A 16,761-nucleotide genomic window follows, 5' to 3' on the forward strand; every position below is an offset into this window, starting at 1 on the left:
GTTTTCTCGACTGCCAAATGAATGCGCTGCGCGGCACGCCTGCGCCCGATGCGCAACGGCCCGCGCGTGGCGGGCCGCTGTCGGTCGGGTGCCGTGCCGGAGGCGCGCTGCGCGTGATGATACGCCCGCGCATGCCGCGCCCCGTCACATCGCTTGCCGCTCAGTGATAGCCGATGTCGCCCTCCCGCACCTTGCCGCGGAACACGCGGTACTGCATCGCGTTGTACACGAGGATGATCGGCAGCACGATCACGGTGCCGACGAGCGCGAACAGCTGGCTCGAATGGCTCGACGACGCATCCCAGATCGTCAGCGAAGGCGGCACGATGTTCGGCCAGATGCTGATCACGAGCCCCGTGTAGCCGAGGAACACGAGGGCGAGCGTCAGCAGGAACGGCGTGGCTTCATGTGCGCGCTTCACCGTGTGGAAGATGCCCCACACGCAGGCGACGACGAGGATCGGCACCGGCAGGAACCAGCCGAGGTTGCCGCTGCCGAACCAGCGGTGCGCGACGGCCGGCAGCCCGATCACGGTCCACAGGCTCACCACGCCCATCACGGCAAGCAGCACGCCCGCGAGCGGCTTCATCAGCAGCCGCATCTTGCGCTGCAGTTCGCCGTCGACCTTCAGGATCAGCCAGCCGCAGCCGAGCGTCGCATACGTGACGAGCACGCCGATCCCGCAGAGCAGGCTGAACGGCGACAGCCAGTCGAACGGCCCGCCCGCGAACTGGTTGTTCTCGATCTTGATGCCCTGCAGCAGCGAACCGAGCACGATCCCCTGGCAGAACGCGGCGAGCGCCGAGCCGCCGATGAACGCGAGATCCCACATGTGCTGCGTGCGGGTGGCCTTCGCGCGCAATTCGAACGCTGCACCGCGGAAGATCAGGCCGACCAGCATCAGCACCAGCGGCAGGTAGTTCGCGGGCAGCAGCGTCGAATACACGACCGGGAACGCGCCGTAGAGGCCCGCGCCGCCGAGCACGAGGAACGTTTCGTTGCCGTCCCATACCGGCGCGACGGTGTCGAGCATCACCTGGCGCTCGGCCTTCGCATCGAAGAACGGAAACAGCAGGCCGATGCCGAGATCGAAGCCGTCCAGCATCACGTAGATGAATACGCCGAGGCCGATGATCGCGGCCCATACGACAGGAAGATCGATGTGCATGGCTTACTCCGCTTCGGTGACGTTCAGCGGCGTGGACAGCGCGCTCTTGCGCAGCCCCGGATGCCGGTGCAGCTCGATGTACCCGGCCTGGGCAGCCGGCCCGCGCCTCATCAGTTTCATCATGTAGTAGATACCCGTCCCGAATACCAGGAAATAGACGACCACGAAGATCAGCAGCGACACGCCGACCTGCTGCGCGCTGAGCGGCGCGACCGAATCGATGGTGCGCAGCACGCCATAGACGGTCCACGGCTGACGCCCGACCTCGGTCGTGATCCAGCCGGCCAGCAGCGCGACGATGCCCGACGGCCCCATCGCCACCACGAACCACTGGAACCAGCGCGTTTCATAGAGGCGTCCGCCCTTTCTCAGCAGCAGCCCGAGCAGCGCGGTGAGCAGCATCAGCATCCCGAGGCCGGCCATGATCCGGAACGTCCAGAAGATGATCGGCGAATACGGGCGGTCCTGCGGCGGGAATTCCTTCAGCCCGCGGATCTCGCCGTCCCAGCTGTGCGTAAGGATCAGGCTGCCGAGGTGCGGCACCTGGATCGCATAGCGCGTGGTTTCGGCCTGCATGTCGGGCAGCCCGAAGAGGTTCAGTGCGGTGCCGCCCTTCTCGGTTTCCCACAGCCCCTCGATCGCCGCGATCTTCGCCGGCTGGTATTCGCGCGTGTTCAGGCCGTGCGCATCGCCGACGACGATCTGGATCGGCGCGAGCACCAGCAGCATCCACAGCGCCATCGAGAAGCTGCGTTTCACCGGCTCGTCGCGGCGCCCCTTCAGCAGGTGCCATGCGCCGCATGCGGCGACGATGAAGCCCGCGACGATGAACGCCGCGATCGTCATGTGCACGAGACGGTACGGGAACGACGGGTTGAAGACGATCTTGAACCAGTCGACCGGCACGACGAGGCCGTTCTCGATCTTGTAGCCCTGCGGGGTCTGCATGAAGCTGTTCGACGCGAGAATCCAGAACGTCGAGATCAGCGTGCCGACCGCGACCATCAGCGTTGCGAAGAAATGCGCGCGCGGGCTGACGCGTTGCCAGCCGAACAGCATCACGCCGAGGAAGCCGGCCTCGAGGAAGAACGCCGTCAGTACTTCATACGTAAGCAGCGGCCCCGTGATGTTGCCCGCGACGCGCGAGAAGCCGGCCCAGTTGGTGCCGAACTCGTACGCCATCACGACGCCGGAGACCACCCCCATCCCGAAGCCGATCGCGAAGATCTTCGACCAGAACTGAAACATGGATTTGTAGGCGGCGTCGCCGGTGACGAGATACCGCCACTCCAGCACCGCCAGGAAGCTCGCCATGCCGATGCTGATCGCGGGAAACACGATGTGGAACGACACCGTGAATGCGAATTGCAATCGGGCGAGATGGAACGCATCGAAGATTTCCATGACCGTAATTTGCTCGTGATTGTGAGGACGTACGCCCGAAGCAGGAAATCGCGCGACGGCTTGGCGACAACACATGCGAACACAAACGGTCACTCGCATGGCATCGAAGCGTGAATGACGATATCGCGTTTGCAACGATACTCGCAATCACTCGAACGTGCGCCGAAACTGTGCTGCTTCCGCCGCCGAAGATGTGTGTACGGAAAACACATTTCGTGCCCGCGGGATGGTCAGCTGTACTGCTTTCCGCGTTGCGGTGCTGTGCCTCCGGCGCGCTGTTCACTCCACTTAACATGTTATGCAACGCCTGCCCGGGGCGGTAGTGCGCCCTGCGGCACTCGTCCGGCAGCTTCGATTCCCGTGGTTCGGCCAATGCGCCGAGCCCGGCCGGTCCGCCGGCCGCCCCGCCTGGAGAAAAACGCATGGAGTCCTGCACCCGACTCGACGATCCGACCGGCAGCACCGCGTGTCATGTGACGCGTCATCGTGCCGGCGACGTGCGCGACACCATCGATTGCGTCGTCGAAGAAACGCCGGTCGCACTCGTATTCAACGGCATCTCGCACACGGTCATGATGGCCACGCCGATCGACCTCGATACGTTCGGTCTCGGCTTCGCGCTGAGCGAAGGCATCGTCGAGCGCGCGTCCGACGTGTTCGACATCGAAAGCGAATGCCGGCCCGGCAGCGCCGAAGTGCGGCTCACCGTGTCGCAGCAGGCATTCATGGCGCTGAAGGCGCACCGCCGCGCGCTGGCCGGCCGCACGGGCTGCGGCGTCTGCGGGATCGAAAGCATCGCGCAGCTCGACCTGCACCCGCCGCGCATCGCGGCCGCCGGCGCGGCGGCCGGCATCGGCGCCGACGCGATCGCCCGCGCCGCGCGCGCACTGCCGGCCCGCCAGACGCTGATGCGCGAGACGGGCGGCATCCACGCGGCCGCGTGGTGCGACCGCGACGGCGCGGTGCTCGACGTGTTCGAGGACGTCGGCCGCCACAACGCGCTCGACAAGCTGATCGGGCATCTCGCGCGGCGGCGCGCCGACCCGGGCGCGGGCTTCGCGTTCCTGTCGAGCCGCGCGAGCTACGAGCTGGTGCGCAAGGCCGCGCGGGTCGGCATCCCGATGATCGCGACGATCTCGGCGCCGACGTCGCTCGCGATCGACGTCGCCCGCGAAGCCGGCGTGCGGCTGCTCGGCTTCTGCCGCAACGACGGCTTCGTCGAATACGTGTCGCCCGTCGCCGTTCACCCCGACCAACCGGCGCTTGCGCCCGAGCAAGCGGCCCTCTCGTCATGAAACACCTGTTCGATTTCGATACCGCGCAGCAGCAATTCGCCGGCGCGTTCGCCCCGCTTGGAGCCCGCGCCACCCTGCTGGTCGCCGAAGCGGCCGGCCACGTGCTGGCCGCACCGCTGACCGCCGTGCTCGACCAGCCGCCGGCCGACCAGAGCGCGATGGACGGCTATGCGGTGCGTTACGCGGATCTCGCGCAGGGCGAGCCGCTGCACGTCGCGCAACGCTGCTATGCAGGCGATACGCCGGCGCCGCTGGCCCCGCGCACGGCCGCGCGCAACTTTACCGGCAGCCTGATTCCGCCCGGCGCGGACACCGTCGTGATGCAGGAGCATGCACGCGAACGGGACGGTTGGGTCGCGTTCGACGCACCGCAGCGCTGCGGGTCGCATATCCGCCGGCGCGGCGAGGAAGTGCGCGCGGGCGACCTGCTGGTGCCGGCCGGCGTGCGGATCGGCGCGATGCACGTCGGCGTAGCCGCCGCGCAAGGGTTCGCACGCGTCGACGTAAGTCCGTCGCTGCGGGTCGGCATCCTGACGACCGGCGACGAACTCGTCGCGTGCGGCCAGCCGCGTGCGCCGCAGCAGATCTACAACAGCAATGCGCCAATGCTCGCCGCACTGGTTGAAGGAACCGGCGCCGGCGTCGCGATGCGCCTGCACGCGGCCGATACGGCGCCGGCCGTCGATCGTGCGCTGCGCGACCTGCATGCGCACTGCGACCTGGTGATCTGCGTCGGCGGCGCTTCGGTCGGCGACAAGGATCTGCTGCGCCCCGCGCTGACCGCGCTCGGCGCGTCGTTCATCGTCACCGGCGTGCGGATGAAACCCGGCAAGCCGGTCGCGCTCGCGCGGCTCGACACGCGCCCCGTGGTGCTGCTGCCCGGCAATCCGGGGGCCGCGATGACGGCGTTCGCGCTGTTCGTCGCGCCGCTGATCCGACGCTTGCAGGGGCGCGACGCATGCCGGCCGGCCGTGCCGTCGCTGCCGATCGACACCGGCTTCGAACCCGATGCGCAACGCGAACGCTTCGTGCGCGTGCGTTGCACGGTCGGCGCCGGTGGTGCGCCCGTGCTCGACACGCTGCGCCAGCAAGGCGCCTGCACGCTGCAGTCGCTGGTGCAGGCCAGCGGGCTTGCGCGGCTGCCCGCCGGGCGCGCGATCGCGCGCGGCGACGCAGTTCCGTATTACGAATTCGCGCACTGGCTCGCATGAGCACGACGCCTGACACCCGCCCGATGCAGCGCAATCGCCGCACGTGTCGCGCCTTCCGCCCGGCGAACTGTATTCCTGCAATTCGGGCGCGATTGTGTCTCTGCCGGAAAAAACCGGCGGACTATGCTCACGATGAGGCTCGTCACGACCTGTGCGCCGACACGTCGGCACATGCACGGCCGGCCGGCGATGCCCCTCCGCTTACTTCATGCAGGCCGACGACCCGATCGTGAATGCCATCGTTTCCGCCGCGCCGGCCGCCGCCGTTTCATCCGGCGGCGCATCGCCCGGCGCCTTCCCCCGCACGTCCGACACGCTCGGCCGCCCGCTGCGCGACCTGCGCCTGTCCGTCATCGATCAGTGCAATTTCCGCTGCGGCTACTGCATGCCGCGCGAAAGCTTCGGCGCCGACTACGCGTTCATGCCGTCGTCCGAACGATTGTCGTTCGCGCAACTGGAAAAGATCGCACGCGCCTTTACGTCGCTCGGCGTCGAAAAAATCCGCATCACGGGCGGCGAGCCGCTGCTGCGCCGCCACCTCGAAGCGCTGATCGAGCGGCTGGCCGCGCTGACGACCGTCGACGGCAAACCCGTCGAAATCGCGCTGACGACCAACGGTTCGCTGCTCGCCGCGAAGGCACGCACGTTGCGCGATGCAGGGCTGTCGCGCGTGACCGTGAGCCTCGATGCGCTCGACGATGCGGTATTCCGCCGGATGAGCGACGCCGACGTGCCCGTGTCGCGCGTGCTGGCCGGCATCGAGGCCGCGCACGCGGCCGGGCTCGCACCCGTCAAGGTCAACGCAGTGATCGAGCGCGGCGTGAACGACGACCAGATCCTGCCGCTCGTGCGTCACTTCCGGCAGTCCGGCGTGGCCGTGCGCTTCATCGAATACATGGACGTCGGCGGCGCGAGCTTCTGGTCCGGCGACAAGGTCGTGCCGGCCGCGCGAATGCGTGAGCTGATCGACGAGCACTACCCGCTCGTACTCGTCGGCGAACCGGGGCACGACGCCACCGCGATCCGTTGCGCGCACATCGACGGCGCCGGCGAAGTCGGCTTCATCGCGAGCGTGTCGCATCCGTTCTGCGGCACCTGCTCGCGGGCGCGCGTGTCGGCCGACGGGCAGCTCTACACGTGCCTGTTCGCGACGCAAGGCACCGACCTGCGGCCGTGGCTCGACGACGCCGCTTCGACCGGCGACCTCGCAGCGGCCGTCCGCGCGCGCTGGACGCAACGCGACGACCGCTATTCCGAGCGCCGGGCCGCACGGCCGGCCCGCGCGCCGGGCAAGACCTATCCGACCGTGCGCATGTCGCTCGTCGGCGGCTGACGGGCCGCCGCGCGACACCGGATGCGCCGCCCCCATGGAGAACCTGTCATGACGACCTTCACCGAATCCCGCGCCGGGCTGCCGGACGATCCGCTGCGTGCCGGCAGCCCGCCTTCCGTCGACGCGACCGACCCGCACACCGAACCGGCGCCCTCGATTGCGGCCGGCTTCGAAGTGCGCGTCCAGTACGCGCCGATCGATGCCGGTGCCGAGCTCGCGCCGATCGTTCGCAATCCGAATGTCGGTGCGGTCGTGAATTTCCTCGGCGTCGTGCGCAAGGAAGGCGACGTCGACGACGTCGTCGCGCTGGAAGTCGAGCACTACCCGACGATGACCGAGCAGGCGCTCTGGAGCATCGTCGAGGAAGCCAGCGCGCGCTGGCGGCTCGAATCGGCCAAGATCGTGCACCGCGTGGGCCGCATCCCGCTCGGTCAGGCCGTCGTGCTGGTCGTGGTGGCCGCTGCGCATCGCGCCTCTGCATTCGATGCCTGCGAGTTCCTGATGGATTTCCTGAAGACCCATGCGCCGTTCTGGAAGAAGGAAATCCGGCACGACGGCGAATCCGGCTGGGTCGAGGCGAAAGCGCACGACGACCAGGCAATGCGGCGCTGGGGCTGACCGCGTCCGCTTCGCGCTTTCCGATTCCGCCGCTTCCGTTCAAGACATCGCGATGAAACTGACCATCAAATACTTTGCAAGCATCCGCGAGCAACTCGACACCGACGAAGAAACCGTCGAGGTCGATGCGCGCGAACTCACCGTCGATGCGCTGCGCAGCACGCTGGCCGCGCGCGACGCACGCAGCGCGGAAGCGCTGCGGATGGACCGCCCCGTGCGGGCGGCCGTGAACCTCGAGATGGTGACCGGGGAGTTCGTCGTGCGGGAGGACAGCGAGGTCGCGTTCTTTCCGCCGGTAACGGGCGGGTAACGCACCCCGACGCAAGGGAACGCGCGGCTACGCGCGGCCCACCCGCCGGCGCAAGCCGTCCACGATCAGGCCGAGCCCGAATTCGAACGCCACACCGGGGTCGATCGGCGCCAGCGTCGCCCCGTTCGTCCGCGGCCGGTCGTCGGCCGCCTCACGCCGCGCCGGCTCCTCCGCCCCGCCCCCCTGCGCGGCCTGCTGCTCCAGCACGCAGCCGATCGTGAACTGGCCTGCAGCCAGCATCGCCATCCCGGCCTCCTGCTCCGTCAGGCCGGCGCGTACCAGGTACGCGATTTTCGGCCTGATCCGCTCGACGGCACCGGGGCCCGGCGTCGAGCCCGCATGCAGCCGCGCACCGTCCCGATACGCGAGCAATGCGCGGCGAAAGCTGCGCGCGTTGTCCGCGAACCACGCGTCCCACTGCGCGATGCCGGCCGGCACGTCGAGCGTGTGATGCCGCGCCAGCGCGACGGCAGCCATTTCCGCCAGCAGCACCGACTTGTCGCGGTAATGCCAGTAAAGCGCCGCCGACTCGACCCCGAGCCGCTGCGCAAGGCGCCGGGTCGTCAGCGCATCGAGCCCCTGTTCGTCGAGCAGCGCGAGCGCCGCATCCACGATTTCGTCACGTCGTATCTTCGCCATGCTTGATTTTCTCTATCGATGATAGATAAACTTATCACCGATAAATTTTACGCGAAGGTGTGCCCGATGCCTACCTCTGTCACTACGACGCCGGTGCTGATCGCCGGCGGCGGGCTGGTCGGACTGTCCGCAGCCCTGTTCCTGCAGCACCTCGATGTTCCGTTCATCCTGGTCGAGAAAAACACGGGCGTGTCACCGCTGCCCCGCGCACGCGGCATTCATCTGCGGACGATGGAACTGTTCCGTCAGGCCGGCGTGGAAGACGCCGTCACGGACGCAGCGGCCGGTGCGTGGCGTCAGGGTGCGTTCGGCGGGGCGCGTCGCGGGCGCACGCTGGTCGATGCGCAACCGGTCATCGACATCGCGGCCATGCAATCGAAGCTGGCCGCGATCGCGCCGTCGCCGTCGCGCTTCACCGCGTGCCCGCAGACGCTGATCGAGCCCGTACTGCGCCGGCATGTCGAAGCGCGCGGCGGCGATGTCCGCTTCGGCCACACGCTCGTGTCGTTCAGCATGACCGGCGACACCGTCCTTGCCACCGTGCGCGGCCCGGACGGCGTGGAAGCCGGGATCGAGGCCGCCTGGCTCGTCGGCGCCGACGGCGGTGGCAGCTTCGTGCGCCGGCATCTCGGCATCGATACGGCCGACACGCCGGCGCCGCAGCATTTCGTCAACATCTTCTTCCATGCGGATCTTGGCCGGACCGTGCAGGGCCGCACGTTCAGCCAGTGCGAGGTCGCGAACGCGACCGTGCGCGGCCTGTTCCTTGCCATGGACAACGCCGACAAGTGGTCATTCCATCTCGAGTACGACCCCGTGCAAGGGCCGCCGCCCGACCACGCACTACCCGGTCTCGTGTGCGCCGCGATCGGTCTGGACGACCTCGGCATCGACATCCGGAGCCACGGCACGTGGAACACCGGCGTGCGCGTCGCGACGCGCTACCGGTCGGGCCGCGCGTTTCTGTGCGGCGACGCTGCGCACGTGATGCCGCCGTGGGGAGGATTCAACGCGACGACCGGCATCGCGGACGCGCACAATCTCGCGTGGAAGCTCGCCGCGACGCTGCGCGGCGACGCGGATGCGGCGCTGCTCGACAGCTACGATTCCGAGCGGCGGCCGCTGGCCGTGCGCAACGGGCATCAAGCGCTGCTGCGCAGCGACTTCGACGCGCGCTTCGGGATCAAGACCGACGCGAACCGGCACGTCTTCGCCGGATTGCTCGACACCGGCGACGTGCTGCTACGTCATCGCTACCGGGAAGCCGGCGACGCACCGCCCGATTCCGTCGTGCAACTGCAGGCGCAAACCGGCACGCGCTTCCCGCATGCGTGGATCCGGCGCGATGGCCGGCAGATGTCGACACTCGACCTGTTCGGCAGCGGCTACGTGCTGCTCGCCGGCCCGGCCGCGCCGGTCGCCTCGTCGGGCCGCGCGAGCCTGAGCCGTGCGAACCCGGCCGTCCTGGTGGCCGGCAGGGATTTCGACTTCGTCGACGCCGCGACCGGCTGGCACGCGTCGACCGCGCTTCCCGACGACGGCCACGTGCTGGTCCGCCCCGACGGGTTCGTGCTGTACCGCTCGGACGAGCCGCCGCGCGACTGATGGCGGTTGATGCGCAGCCAGCGATCACTCAAAAAGACAAAGCCGGCACCCGGCCGGCTTCGTCGTCCAAGCGCATGACACCGCACGCGCCCGCTCACCGCATGCACGCCGCGGCCAGCTTCCCGACCGTGATCACCGCCTGTTCGATCTCCGGCGACCACGGGCTGCTGTAGTTCAACCGGATGAAGTTCCGGTAGTTGTCGGTGATCGAGAACATGTAGCCGGGACCGATCGTGATGCCCTGCTCCAGCGCGAGCTGGTACAGCCGCATCGCATCGACCTGCGCGGGCAGCTCGACCCACAGCACGTACCCGCCCGCCGGGCTCGAGATGCGCGTGCCTTCCGGGAAGAACCGCGACACCATCGCACGCATCAGGTTCGCCTGCTGCGCATACGCCTTGCGCAAACGCCGCAGGTGATGCTCATAGCCGTCGCGCTCGAGAAACTCCGCGATCGCGAGTTGCGGCAGCGACGGCGTCGCCAGCGTGTTCAGGAACTTCAGCTTCTCGACCTGATCGCGATAGCGGCCCGGCAACGCCCAGCCGATCCGGTATGCGGCCGTCAGGCTCTTCGAGAACGACGAGCAATGCAGCACGATCCCGGTCCGGTCATAGGATTTCAGCGAACTCGGATGCGTATCGCCGAAATACAGTTCGTTGTACACGCCGTTCTCGATCAGCGGCATGCCCGTTTTCGTTGCGTACTCAACCAGCTCGCGCTTGCGCTCGTCGGGCATCTGGAAGCCGAGCGGGTTCTGGAAGTTCGGCATCACCATGCACGCGGCGATCGGCTGCGACTTCGCGATCGCGGCCAGCGCCGCGATGTCGATCCCGTACTCCGGATGCGTCGCGACCTCGATCGCCTTCATCCCCATCCGCTCGATCGCGTGCAGCATCGCGTAGAACGTCGGCGATTCCACCGCGATCGTGTCCCCCGGCTTCGCCACCGCCTGCAGGCACAGGTTGATCGCCTCCGTCGCGCCGACCGTCACGATGATCTCGTTCGGGTCCACCGACATCCCGTTTTCCAGGTAGCGGCGCGCGATCTGCCGGATCAGCCGCGGATGGCCGGGCGGCAAGCCGTCCGTCACGCCCCACAGCGACTTGTCGCGGCCGGCTGCGTACGCATAGCGGTTCAGCTTCTCGAACGGAAACAGGCTCGGGTCCGGGTACGGCGAGCCGAGCGGCACCGCATCGTCGGTGCCGATCGAGCGCAGCGTCGACAGCACGAGCCGGCTCACATCGACCGACGACGAGATCGCGATCGGCTTCGACGGCCGCAGCTCGCGCACCGGCGCGTGGCTGTCGTCGCGCCGCAGGTTCACGAAATAGCCCGACTGCGGCCGGCTTTCGAGCAGCCCGCGGCTTTCCAGCAGCAGATACGCATGCAGCACGGTCGTGATGCTGATCCGGTGCTGCTGGCTCGCCTGCCGCACCGACGGAATCCGGTCGCCGTGCCGGTACACGCCCTGGCGGATCAGACGCTCGATGTCGTCCGCGAGTTTTTCATAGAGTTTCATCGTGCGCCTCCCGCCGGCAGGCGCAGAAGCGCCGCCCTGCCGTGTGCGTCCGACACGCACGTGTTTCGCCCGCCGACCGGGCCGTCGTGATTCCTGATCTTTCCCTCCGGTTTTGCCTTTTCCATCGCACTGGCTCTCTTGAAGATGCGCCAACAGGGTTCCGGTAAGACTGGATCTGCGGCACTGTGCACTTGATGATGGAATCTTAAGAGCAGAACAGTTGGCGGCGAGTACACACATCGACCACGCGAACAAGAGTACAGTTCGGCGCGAATCGCGCATGGCGGGATAACTGTACGTCTTATGAAATGGCCGGCTGGCCGGGAAACCGGCGCGGCGCGGCCGGATCGGCCCGGAACGCCCGCCGGACGGGCATTCGCCCGATTGCCTCAATCGGGGTGCAATACTGTGCGGCCGCACGGCGTTCAGTGCCGGAGTCAGTCCCATGCCGCACGCGATCGAACGAGCAGCCGGCCTCGGTGGCGCGATCCGAAACGCCCGACAAGTACAGATGAAATGGTGTCAAAACGAAACGGCCGACCGTGCACCGCACGCCGCCGGGAAGGAAACCGCACATGACCGATCGCAACCTCGCCGCGCTGCTCGTCGCGCGCCTGACCGGCACGGCCGACCATCCGCGCTTCACCGGCGCGCCGATCGACCTGTCGACGCTCGACGCGCACACGCTCGGTGCGGCCTGGCCGGCACTGCGTCGCGCCGAGTACGAGATCATGCTGCGCGACCACGCGTACGACGACCCGCGCGCCGAATTCGCGCGCTGGCTGCGCGGGCAGATCGACGCGCTCGGCCTGGAGCCGCTCGTCGACGCCGATACCGCACTCGAACTGTTCCGCGACATGCCGCCCGGCGGATGGAAACGCGCGCTGGAAGACCTGCCCTGCCTCGACGCGCTGCCGTCGCCCGCGCTGCAGGCCGAACTCGCGCGCATCGCGGGCGAACCGGAAGACGGCGAGATCCGCGCGAAGTCCGCATATGGCGCGTATGCGCTCGACTGGTTTGCCGGCCGCCGGGACTTCTCGGCGCGGCGCGAGGCCTACGCACAGGCGCTGGCCGACTCGCCGTTTCGCGTGCGCGAACTCGACGTGCTGCCCGAGCTGGGGCCGGCCGCGCTACTCGCGCTGGCCGCGTCGAGCAACGGCTACTTTGCGCCGAAGCGGCTGTGGCTCGACGCCAGCGATCCGGCCGTCACACTCGCGGAAGACGCCGCGTATGTCGCATTCGCGCACGACGCGCTGACCGACGCAGCAAGACAGATCGCGGCCCTTCATGCCGGCACCGTGCCGTACGAAGCCGACCGCGCGTTCACGATCGATGATGCACAGGTCGTTGCGCGCGCCGTGCGCGTGGCCGCCTATCGCGACGAAGCGTGGCTGCGCCCGCTGATCGGGCCGTTGCTGACGGGCGTGTGCGTCGCGCCGACGGCCGCGAAGACGGTGCCGTCGCAGTCGCTCGCGATCGCGCTTGGCCATGCAGTCGAAACGATCCCGACGCCCGAGAGCGTGCGCGCGCTGCGCGACGCGCTGGCCACGGTGCGTCATGCGGGCGTGCAGAAGAAGCTTGCACGCAACCTGAAACCGGCCGAACGCATGCTCGGCGAGCGGCCGCACACCGCGCTGCGGATGACGCTCGATGCAAAGCCCGACAAGAAGCAGCTTGCGATGCTCGCCACGTGCATGGAAGCCGGCTTCTGGCAGCCGATGACGCTCGGCCACGCCGAATGGCGCGAACGGCTCGTCGATGCGCCGGCCGGCGCCGCGTTCTCCGCGCGGATGATCTGGCAGGCGCGCGGCAGCGATGGCGCGACGCAATCGTTCATGCCCGACATCGCGAAAGGCAAGGTGGTGCTGCGCGACGCGGCCGGGCACGCGTGCGAGATCGCCGAGGACAGCGACATCCGGCTCTGGCACCCGCTGCTGGCCGACGCGGACGAACGGCTCGCGTGGCAGCGCGCTATCGTCGGCCGTTCGCTGCGGCAACCGGTCAGGCAGGCGTTTCGCGAGTACTACGTCCCGGCGGATGACGACGCGTCGGCCAGCGATTCCGCGATGTTCGAAGGTCATGTGCTGTCGAGCCGGCCGCTGCTCGGCGTCGCGCGCCGCGAAGGCTGGTCGATCCGCGCGTACGACGACGGACTCGTCCGCGAATTCGGCGACGTGCGCGCGACCTTTCTCGTCGATGCGCGGCTCTATCCCGGTTCGGAAAGCCACGGCACGTCGCGCCGGCTGCACGTCGAACGCCGGCATGAGCGTCGCTGGGCGCCGCTGCCGATCGGCGAGATCGACCCTGTCGTGTTCTCGGAAGTCGCGCGCGCGGTCGACCTGCTCGTCAGCGTGGCCGCGTTCGCGCTCGACGACGATGCAACGCGTGCGGCCACCGCCACGCGCACGACGGACCCGGTCCGCCAGCGCGATCTCGAAACGGAACGCTGGCAGCGCCTGAACCGCTTGTCGGATCTGCCGCTCGGCGTAATGGCGCGGCATCGCAAACACGTGCTGTCGCTCGTGTTCGCCGAACCGGTCGCACAAGGGAAGATCACGATCGACGAACGCCACGTGCGGGTCGGCGCGTGGTCGGTGCATTGCGCGACCGGCCGCGTGACGCGCGATGGCGCGCCTGTCGATGCCACGATCGAGCCGCCGCCGTCGCCGCTGCGCGCGGTGCCGTGGCTGCCTTACGACGAAGCGCTGCTGCAGCGGATCGTCGACGTCGTCGCGGATCTGCTCGACTGAGCGGGCGCCGTCAGATCGAACCGAACAGCGCGCGCGGCCGGTCCTTCAGCGTACCGGACAGGATCCGCAGCCCGTTGACGAGCTCGTCGCGCGTGGCCGGGCACGCGAGGTTGATGCGCACGCCATGCTCGATTTCCGCGCGATCGACCGCGAACGTCGACGACGGCATCACGATCACGCCGCGCGCCTTCGCATTCGCGGCGAAGTCGTCGGCACGCCACGGCGGCGGCAGCCGCAGCCACACGAACATGCACGCCGGATCGGACTTCAGCTGCCCGGCCGGCAGCAACTCCCGCGCGAGATCGACACGCGCGCGGATTTCCGTGAGTTGCGCGGCCATGATCCGCTCGGCGGTGCCGTCCTCGATCCATACCGTCGCGATCAGCATCGATGTCGGCGCGGGCATCCATGCGGTCGTACGCACGGCTTCCGCGCACAGCGCGACGCTGTCGCGCGGGCAGCTCAGGTAGCCGAGGCGCAGCCCCGGCGCGAGGATCTTCGACGTCGCGCCGATATGGAACGTCAGCTCGGGACACAGCCCCGCGATCGCCGGCAGCCGGTCGCGCACGAGCGGGCCGTATACGTCGTCTTCGATGATCGTCACGTGATGGCGCCGCGCGACGTCGACGAGCGCCATCCGGCGCGCGAGGCTCATCGTCGTCACGGTCGGGTTCTGCAGGTTCGGCACGACGAAGATCGCCTTGACCGGCATGCGCTGGCAGATCCGCTCGATCTCGTCGGGCAGCAGGCCGTCGTCGTCGGCCGGCGCGCTGACGATCTCGAACTGGAATACCGGCGCGAGCGCCTTGAGGCCGTAGTACGTGAGGCGATCGGCAATGATCACGCCGTCGGTACCGATCAGGCTGTTCAGCACCGCATACAGCCCGTGCTGCGCGCCGCTCGTGACGACCACCTGGTCGCGCGGCGGCGTGAAGCCGGGCGCGGCGAGCCACTGCGCGCCGGCCGCGCGCGCCCAGTCGGGCCCCTGCGGCGGCTGGTATTCCTGCAGCGCGGCGAACCGCGGGTCGTTCGGCAGCGTGCCGAACGTCTGCGCGAGGCTCGCGAGAAACTCGCCGGTCGCCGGGCGGTTCACGGTCAGGTCGATCACGCCGTTGCCCGCCGCAAGCGACGCGCGGGCCGGCTCGATGCTCGGCATTGCGCCGCCGGTGACGAGCGAACCGCGCCGCTTGCTGCCGATCACGAGGCCGCGCAGCTGCAGTTCCTTGTACGCACGCGACACGGTCGACACGTTGATGCCAAGCTCGGTCGCGAGCTGACGCTGCGGCGGCAGCCGGCTGCCCGGCGGATACGTGCCGTTGCGGATTTCCGCCTCGATCGAGCTCGATACCTCGACATAAGTCGGCCGCTTCGCCTGCGCCAGCAGGCCGCTGTCGCGCTCGCCGGAAAGTTTGTCTGATGCCATTTGTCGCCTGTGACCACACAAAAAGCGTTTGTCTGCCGTTTTGGCTTGCCCAGCGATTGTATATGACATCCCCGCCCCGTCAAACGCCCAGGGAAAAGTCTGCTGAATCAATGCATTGGAATCGGGTAAACACTGGCACCACACAATCGATTTTTGATTGCACACAAAAAATTACTGTGTGATTCTTGATCGCAACTTTGTGTGAATCACGTGGACCGGAGGGGAAGCGTCATGGCGAATGTCGCCATCGTGGGTGCAGGCTTCATCGGGCTCGGCGCAGCGGCATGGCTGCAGCGCGACGGGCATCGCGTGACGCTGTTCGATCCGGCCGGCATCGGCCAGGGCGCGTCGTTCGGCAATGCCGCGACGTTCGCGCCGTACGGCTGCGTGCCGGTGAACGGCCCGTCCGTGTTCCGCAACATCCCTCACTTCCTGTTCGCCGCCGACAGCCCGCTGCGCATCCGCTGGCCTTACCTGCTGCGCGGCGCACCGTGGCTTGCGCGGTTCCTGCTCGCGTCGACGCCCGCGCGCCATGCGCGCAGCGCGAGCGCGCTGGCCGCGCTGCTGTCGCGCGCCGCCGACGGCTATGCGCCGCTGCTCGCGCCGCCGCGGCTCGCCGCGTTCGTGCGGCCGCGCGAATGCCTGTACCTGTATGCGCGGCAGGCATCGTTCGATGCCGCGCAACCGTCGCTCGCGCTGCGGCGCCGGCTCGGCGTGCCGTTCGAGACGCTCGACGCGAGCGCGATCCGCCAGCTCGAGCCCGCACTCGCGCCGATCTTCACGCGCGGCGTGCTGTTCGTCGGCAGCTGGCATTTCTCCGACCCGCACGGCTTCCTCGGCGAGCTGTTCGCGCAACTCGCCGCCTCCGGCGCAACGCTCGAACGGGTGCGCGTCGAGCGGATCGCGCCCGCCGGCGACAGCGTGAACGTGCAGGCGGGCGGCACGGTGCGCGCGTTCGATCATGTCGTCATTGCCGCAGGCGCACGCTCGCGCGAATTCGCGGCCGCGTGCGGCGACGCGGTGCCGCTCGATACCGAGCGCGGCTATCACGTGCAGTTCGCCACGCACGAGCCGATCGTCACGCGGCCGGTCGGCTGGGCCGAACGCGGCTTCTACATGACGCCGCTCGACGAAGGGTTGCGCGCGGCCGGCACCGTCGAACTCGGCGGCTTCGACGCGCCGATGAACCCGTCGCTCGTCGCGCTGCTCACGCGCTCCGCACGCGAAGCCGTGCCGTCGCTCGGCGCGCCGACGCGCAGCTGGCTCGGCTTCCGGCCGACGCTACCCGACGGCGTACCCGTCATCGGCCACGCGCGGCACAGCGCGCGCGTGATCCACGCATTCGGTCATCAGCATCTCGGCGTCACGCTCGCCGGCATCACCGGGCAGATCGTCGCCGACCTCGTCGCCCGGCGCACACCGCCGCTGGACCTCACGCCGTACCGGGCCGCGCGATTCTGACGCGCGCCACGACTTCCACCCACAC

At 68.6% G+C, this 16,761-nt stretch carries 13 protein-coding genes; 8 read left to right on the plus strand and 5 right to left on the minus strand.

Going from position 1 to position 16,761, the window contains the following annotated elements:
- Positions 1 to 160: 160 nt before the first annotated feature.
- Together cydB and ACWMMN_RS36145 are read right to left on the minus strand one after the other, a co-directional pair.
- Positions 161 to 1,168, minus strand: coding sequence for a cytochrome d ubiquinol oxidase subunit II (gene cydB, locus ACWMMN_RS36140; protein ID WP_059242052.1), 1,008 nt, complete (start codon positions 1,166 to 1,168; stop codon positions 161 to 163).
- 3 nt (positions 1,169 to 1,171) lie between these two features.
- Positions 1,172 to 2,572: a cytochrome ubiquinol oxidase subunit I gene (locus ACWMMN_RS36145; protein WP_059242054.1), complete on the minus strand. Its 1,401-nt coding sequence runs from the start codon at positions 2,570 to 2,572 to the stop codon at positions 1,172 to 1,174.
- A gap of 422 nt (positions 2,573 to 2,994) precedes the next feature.
- Here ACWMMN_RS36145 and fdhD point away from each other — a divergent pair, with 422 nt between their 5' ends.
- The 5 genes from fdhD to moaD all read left to right on the plus strand — a co-directional run bounded on the left by fdhD (position 2,995) and on the right by moaD (position 7,339).
- A complete protein-coding gene (gene fdhD, locus ACWMMN_RS36150; protein ID WP_486424214.1) occupies positions 2,995 to 3,867 on the plus strand; it encodes a formate dehydrogenase accessory sulfurtransferase FdhD in 873 nt (290 codons plus the stop codon).
- On the plus strand, positions 3,864 to 5,078 hold the full coding sequence (locus tag ACWMMN_RS36155) for a molybdopterin molybdotransferase MoeA (RefSeq protein ID WP_486424215.1): 1,215 nt from the start codon (positions 3,864 to 3,866) through the stop codon (positions 5,076 to 5,078). Before fdhD ends, ACWMMN_RS36155 begins: the two co-directional genes overlap by 4 nt.
- A 208-nt stretch (positions 5,079 to 5,286) precedes the next feature.
- Positions 5,287 to 6,411, plus strand: coding sequence for a GTP 3',8-cyclase MoaA (gene moaA, locus ACWMMN_RS36160; RefSeq protein ID WP_059242060.1), 1,125 nt, complete (start codon positions 5,287 to 5,289; stop codon positions 6,409 to 6,411).
- A gap of 48 nt (positions 6,412 to 6,459) precedes the next feature.
- A complete protein-coding gene (locus tag ACWMMN_RS36165; RefSeq protein ID WP_174994547.1) occupies positions 6,460 to 7,029 on the plus strand; it encodes a molybdenum cofactor biosynthesis protein MoaE in 570 nt (189 codons plus the stop codon).
- A 52-nt stretch (positions 7,030 to 7,081) separates the two neighbouring features.
- Positions 7,082 to 7,339, plus strand: coding sequence for a molybdopterin converting factor subunit 1 (gene moaD, locus ACWMMN_RS36170; protein WP_059242064.1), 258 nt, complete (start codon positions 7,082 to 7,084; stop codon positions 7,337 to 7,339).
- Between the two features lie 27 nt (positions 7,340 to 7,366).
- Here moaD and ACWMMN_RS36175 read toward each other — a convergent pair whose 3' ends face one another.
- Positions 7,367 to 7,978, minus strand: coding sequence for a TetR/AcrR family transcriptional regulator C-terminal domain-containing protein (locus ACWMMN_RS36175; RefSeq protein WP_256087497.1), 612 nt, complete (start codon positions 7,976 to 7,978; stop codon positions 7,367 to 7,369).
- A gap of 66 nt (positions 7,979 to 8,044) precedes the next feature.
- Here ACWMMN_RS36175 and ACWMMN_RS36180 point away from each other — a divergent pair, with 66 nt between their 5' ends.
- Entirely contained in the window at positions 8,045 to 9,583 is a 1,539-nt protein-coding gene (locus ACWMMN_RS36180; protein WP_486424216.1) for an FAD-dependent monooxygenase, read from the plus strand.
- Between the two features lie 94 nt (positions 9,584 to 9,677).
- Here ACWMMN_RS36180 and ACWMMN_RS36185 read toward each other — a convergent pair whose 3' ends face one another.
- A complete protein-coding gene (locus ACWMMN_RS36185) occupies positions 9,678 to 11,102 on the minus strand; it encodes an aminotransferase-like domain-containing protein (protein WP_059242069.1) in 1,425 nt (474 codons plus the stop codon).
- A gap of 575 nt (positions 11,103 to 11,677) precedes the next feature.
- Between ACWMMN_RS36185 and ACWMMN_RS36190 the strand changes: the two genes are divergently transcribed.
- The gene (locus ACWMMN_RS36190) at positions 11,678 to 13,852 is read left to right on the plus strand and encodes a DUF4132 domain-containing protein (protein WP_342706454.1); all 2,175 of its coding nucleotides are present in this window, start codon (positions 11,678 to 11,680) and stop codon (positions 13,850 to 13,852) included.
- A 10-nt stretch (positions 13,853 to 13,862) separates the two neighbouring features.
- Here the strand turns inward: ACWMMN_RS36190 and ACWMMN_RS36195 are convergent, their stop codons facing one another.
- Complete coding sequence (locus ACWMMN_RS36195; protein ID WP_486424217.1) at positions 13,863 to 15,275, minus strand: aminotransferase-like domain-containing protein; 1,413 nt, start codon at positions 15,273 to 15,275, stop codon at positions 13,863 to 13,865.
- A 231-nt stretch (positions 15,276 to 15,506) separates the two neighbouring features.
- Here ACWMMN_RS36195 and ACWMMN_RS36200 point away from each other — a divergent pair, with 231 nt between their 5' ends.
- A complete protein-coding gene (locus tag ACWMMN_RS36200) occupies positions 15,507 to 16,736 on the plus strand; it encodes an NAD(P)/FAD-dependent oxidoreductase (protein ID WP_059242076.1) in 1,230 nt (409 codons plus the stop codon).
- Positions 16,737 to 16,761 lie beyond the last annotated feature (25 nt).

Source organism: Burkholderia cepacia complex sp. TUM26381 (genome assembly GCF_057439935.1).

Bases quoted from the DNA above. Each gene is read 5' to 3' on its own strand.
- cydB (WP_059242052.1), bottom strand. From the start codon at position 1,168: ATGCACATCGATCTTCCTGTCGTATGGGCCGCGATCATCGGCCTCGGC.
- ACWMMN_RS36145 (WP_059242054.1), bottom strand. From the start codon at position 2,572: ATGGAAATCTTCGATGCGTTCCATCTCGCCCGATTGCAATTCGCATTC.
- fdhD (WP_486424214.1), top strand. From the start codon at position 2,995: ATGGAGTCCTGCACCCGACTCGACGATCCGACCGGCAGCACCGCGTGT.
- ACWMMN_RS36155 (WP_486424215.1), top strand. From the start codon at position 3,864: ATGAAACACCTGTTCGATTTCGATACCGCGCAGCAGCAATTCGCCGGC.
- moaA (WP_059242060.1), top strand. From the start codon at position 5,287: ATGCAGGCCGACGACCCGATCGTGAATGCCATCGTTTCCGCCGCGCCG.
- ACWMMN_RS36165 (WP_174994547.1), top strand. From the start codon at position 6,460: ATGACGACCTTCACCGAATCCCGCGCCGGGCTGCCGGACGATCCGCTG.
- moaD (WP_059242064.1), top strand. From the start codon at position 7,082: ATGAAACTGACCATCAAATACTTTGCAAGCATCCGCGAGCAACTCGAC.
- ACWMMN_RS36175 (WP_256087497.1), bottom strand. From the start codon at position 7,978: ATGGCGAAGATACGACGTGACGAAATCGTGGATGCGGCGCTCGCGCTG.
- ACWMMN_RS36180 (WP_486424216.1), top strand. From the start codon at position 8,045: ATGCCTACCTCTGTCACTACGACGCCGGTGCTGATCGCCGGCGGCGGG.
- ACWMMN_RS36185 (WP_059242069.1), bottom strand. From the start codon at position 11,102: ATGAAACTCTATGAAAAACTCGCGGACGACATCGAGCGTCTGATCCGC.
- ACWMMN_RS36190 (WP_342706454.1), top strand. From the start codon at position 11,678: ATGACCGATCGCAACCTCGCCGCGCTGCTCGTCGCGCGCCTGACCGGC.
- ACWMMN_RS36195 (WP_486424217.1), bottom strand. From the start codon at position 15,275: ATGGCATCAGACAAACTTTCCGGCGAGCGCGACAGCGGCCTGCTGGCG.
- ACWMMN_RS36200 (WP_059242076.1), top strand. From the start codon at position 15,507: ATGGCGAATGTCGCCATCGTGGGTGCAGGCTTCATCGGGCTCGGCGCA.